The following is a 4,152-nucleotide window of genomic DNA, read 5'->3' on the forward strand; positions in this document are numbered from 1 at the left end:
CGGCCCGGCCGCCTCCCTGTCCCCTCGGGCGGGCCGCCCGCTCCGCCGACGACCGGCCAGGCCGGCGCGACGCCGCGCCACCAGGAGCCGCGCCGCGCCACCAGGAGCCGCGCCGCGGCCCCGCCAGGAAAAAATCTCGCGCTTGCGGCGCCGGGCCGGGCCGCGGCGGCCCCGGCGCTCGCTCCCTCGATCGCGGAGGACGGCGCCGGCGGTCGGTCGGCCGCCATTCGGTTGCCCGCGCGACGCTGGCGGCCAATACCCGCGCGTGCGGCGCAGCATGCCGGACGCCGGTCCGCAATAGCCGCCGCGATTTCGACGCGGGATCCCGCGCGTCGGGATTTCAATCCCGGGCTCCGTCAACAGGGTGGTAGCCCGCGCCGCGGCGGAGTAATCCTGTTCGAGCTTCTAATTTACTTGGGGTCAGCTGTTCAGTACATCAAGGTATGACTGACCTTATAATGTGCTTGTCTGTTGAATAATGGCAACATGGCGTCGAAACCGGCAGTGTGCCACTTGTTCGTGGCAACCGTGCGCCGACACATTAACGAGGATTTAACCATGAAACACTAGCTTCCTCGACATGGGCCCTGGCCTGCGCTCCCTCGAACGGATCGATCGGGAGCGCGGAGCGGCGGGCCGGGATGATCGGTGGTGAAGCCCGTGAGACATCTCTTCGTCGCGGCCCTGGCCGGAGCGCTGCTGCCGCAGGCCGCCCAGGCCGCGGATTGGTACACGGGCGCCGAGGTCGCCCGGGCGGAGGAGAGCTGGCACGTCGCGATCGACGCGTCCGCGAGCGTCACGTCGAACAGCTCGGCCTTCGGCGCGGTCAGCGCCACGATCGCCCCGTTCACGCCCCTGCAGGAGAGCGGCGCGCGCATCCGCCTCCAGGGCATCGCCGGCACCTACACCTACCCGACGACGACGAACCAGCGCGTCCGCGGGGTGCAGGAGGAAGGCTCGGCGATGTTCGGCTACGAGTGGATCTGGCGCGAGGCGGCGCTCGGCGGCTACGTCGGCTTCAACGTGCGCAACAACTCGCTGTCGATCCCCGACCCGCGCAACCCCGTGGTGGGCACCGGCGTCGGGCTCAAGACCGCCCTCGACTTCTACGCCCAGCCGACCGCGCGCACGATGGTGGCGGCCTACGGCTCCTACTCCACGCTGTTCGACGCCTACTACGCGCGCTTCCGCGCCGGCTACATGGTGACGGACGGCGTCTATGTCGGCCCCGAGGCGACGTTCCTGGGCGACGCCTTCTTCAACCAGTGGCGGGCGGGCGCCCACGTCACCGGCTTCTCGGTCGGCCCGGTCAAGATGTCGATCGGGGCGGGCTACGTCTTCGACCGCATCCAGAAGAGCGGCTACTACACCACGGTCGAGGCCCGCACGCTGTTCTGACGGGACGCGCCCCGGTCCGCGGACGCGCCGGCCGCGCCGCGCGCCGCGGCCTGCCACCACACCGAGCCCTGACCTTCGAGAGGACGTGAGATGCGGGTTGCGCTGCAACGGCTGAGCTGGTTGATCGCCGCGGCGGCCCTGATCGTGCTCCTGGCCCAGCCCGTGAGCACTCAGGTGCAACTCGCCATGAGCGTCGGCGCCGGCCTCTGCATGGTCGTGCTCTGGCTGTTCTTCCGCGGCCCGACCGCCCGCTTCGTCTTCCTGGCGATGGGCAGCCTCGTGGTGCTGCGCTACCTCTACTGGCGCATCACCAGCACCCTGCCGCCGACCCACGACGCCGTCGGCTTCGGGTTCGGCCTGCTGCTGCTCTTGGCCGAGCTGTACTGCGTCTTCATCCTGTTCGTCAGCCTGATCATCAACGCCGATCCCCTCGACCGCGGCGCGGCGCCGGTCGATCCGGACGAGGCGCTGCCGAGCGTCGACATCTTCGTGCCGAGCTACAACGAGGACGCGTCGATCCTCACCGCGACCCTCGCGGCGGCGCGCGCCCTCGACTACCCGGCCGAGAAGCTGACGGTCTGGCTCCTCGACGACGGCGGCACCGATCAGAAGTGCGGGGATGCCGACCCGCTCAAGGCCGCGGCGGCGCGGGAGCGCCGGGCCGCGATGCAGCGCCTCTGCGCCGAGCTCGGGGTGCGCTACCTGACCCGGGCCCGCAACCTCCACGCCAAGGCCGGCAACCTCAACAACGGCCTCGCCCACGGCCGGTCCGAGATCGTCGCCGTGCTCGACGCCGACCACGTGCCGTTCCGCTCCTTCCTGCGCGAGACGGTGGGCTACTTCGCCCGCGATCCCCGGCTGTTCCTGGTGCAGACGCCGCACGCCTTCCTGAACCCGGACCCGATCGAGCGCAACCTGCGCACCTTCGAGCGCATGCCGTCCGAGAACGAGATGTTCTACGGCATCACGCAGCGCGGCCTCGACAAGTGGAACGGCTCGTTCTTCTGCGGCTCGGCCGCGCTCCTGCGCCGCACGGCCCTCGACGAGGCCGGCGGCTTCTCGGGCATCACCATCACGGAGGATTGCGAGACGGCGCTGGACCTGCACGGCAAGGGCTGGACCAGCGTCTACGTCGAGACCCCGCTCATCGCCGGCCTCCAGCCCGCGAGCCTGTCCGACTTCATCGGCCAGCGCTCGCGCTGGTGCCAGGGCATGTTCCAGATCCTGATCCTGAAGAACCCGGCCTTCCGGCCCGGTCTGCGGCCGATCCAGCGCCTCGCCTACCTGTCGAGCATGACGTTCTGGTTCTTCCCGGTGCCGCGCCTGATCTTCATGTTCGCGCCGCTCCTGCACATCTTCTTCGATATGAAGGTGTTCGTCGCGAACGTGCAGGAGTCGATCGCCTACACGGCCACCTACATCGTCATCAACCTGATGATGCAGAACTACCTCTACGGCCGGGTGCGCTGGCCGTTCATGTCCGAGCTGTACGAGTTCGTGCTCGGCCTGTTCCTGTTCAAGGCGATCGGCAAGGTGATCGTCTCGCCGCGCAAGCCCACCTTCAACGTCACGGCCAAGGGGACCTCCCTCGACCACGACCACCTGTCGTCGCTCGCCTGGCCGTTCTTCGCCGTCTACGGGCTGCTCGCCGTGGGCTGCGTCACGGCGCTCTACCGCTACCTGTTCGAGCCCGGCGTCACGAGCCTGATGCTCGTCGTCGGCCTCTGGACCCTGTTCAACCTGATCACCGCGGGTGCCGCCCTCGGGGTGGTGGCGGAGCGCGCCGAGACCGAGTCCACCCCCTCCCTGCCGATCCGCCGCGAGGGGCGCCTGACCATCGACGGCTACGCCATCGACGTCGCGGTCGACCGGGTGTCGGCGGCCACCTGCACGGTGCGGATGAGCGCCGTCCTGCCCCTCTCCGAGCCGGGCGGGGCCCCCCGGCGCGGGACGCTAACGGTGGCGCCGCTGCCCGACACGCACGGGCGCCTGACGCCCCACGCGCCCCTGCCGGTGATCCTGACGCGCTCGTCCTTCGCGGGCGAGACCTCGGTCTGCGAGCTCGCCTTCGACCGCCTCCAGAGCCGCGACGCCGCAGCCCATGCCGACCTGATGTACGGCGACCCGGGGGCGATGCGGCGCTTCCTCGGCCGCCGGCACGTCCACAAGAACCTCTTCTCCGGCACGGCGCAGTTCGTCTGGTGGGGCCTGTCCGAGCCCTGGCGCGCCCTCGCGTACGCCTTCAAGCCGAGCCCGGAGGCCGCCGAGGCCGCCGAGGCCGTCGCCGCGCCCGAGCCCCGGGCCGCCGCCCCGGCGATCCAGGCCCTGACGCTGCCGCCCGTCGCGGCCCCCGCCCCCGCGCCGGCGCCCCCCGCCCCCGCCGCGCCCCCGGTGGTCGAGGCACCGCCGGACTGGGTCCGCCTGATGCTCGAGAACGAGAACCAGGCGATCCTGGGCGGGCAGGGGGCCCGGTCCGGGCAGGCCGCGACGGCCGGGCAGGCCGCGTGATGAAGCCTCGCTCGAAATCCGGAACCGCCACCATGTCGTCCGCGCTGCGATCCGTCCTCGGCCGCCCCGCCCCCGGCCCGGCGCTCGCCGGCTTGACGCTGGCGGGCCTGGCGCTCGCCGGCCTGGCGCTCGCCGGGCCCGCCCTCGCCCAGAGCTTCACCGGCAACAGCCCGGCCCAGCGCTTCGTGCTGCCGGGCAGCCCCGAGGCGGCCGGCGCCAGGCCGGCCGCGCCCGAGGCGCAGGCCG

The 4,152-nt window shown here is 71.5% G+C and carries 2 protein-coding genes and 1 pseudogene; all 3 read left to right on the forward strand.

Annotation, left to right across the window (positions count from 1 at the left end; genetic code table 11):
• Positions 1–651: 651 nt before the first annotated feature.
• A complete protein-coding gene (gene bcsS, locus DT057_RS34135) occupies positions 652–1,398 on the forward strand; it encodes a cellulose biosynthesis protein BcsS (RefSeq protein WP_407068098.1) in 747 nt (248 codons plus the stop codon).
• Positions 1,399–1,488: 90 nt separating this feature from the next.
• Positions 1,489–3,906 (forward strand): UDP-forming cellulose synthase catalytic subunit, encoded by a 2,418-nt coding sequence (gene bcsA, locus DT057_RS34140; protein WP_128566441.1) that lies wholly within the window; start codon positions 1,489–1,491, stop codon positions 3,904–3,906.
• Positions 3,907–3,938: 32 nt separating this feature from the next.
• Positions 3,939–4,152, forward strand: a pseudogene (locus DT057_RS34145) (hypothetical protein); the annotation flags it as partial.

It is taken from the genome of Methylobacterium crusticola (assembly GCF_003574465.1).
GTDB classification, from domain to species: domain Bacteria; phylum Pseudomonadota; class Alphaproteobacteria; order Rhizobiales; family Beijerinckiaceae; genus Methylobacterium; species Methylobacterium crusticola.

Excerpts from the sequence above, each read along its gene's own strand:
- bcsA (WP_128566441.1), top strand. The coding sequence starts at position 1,489 with ATGCGGGTTGCGCTGCAACGGCTGAGCTGGTTGATCGCCGCGGCGGCC.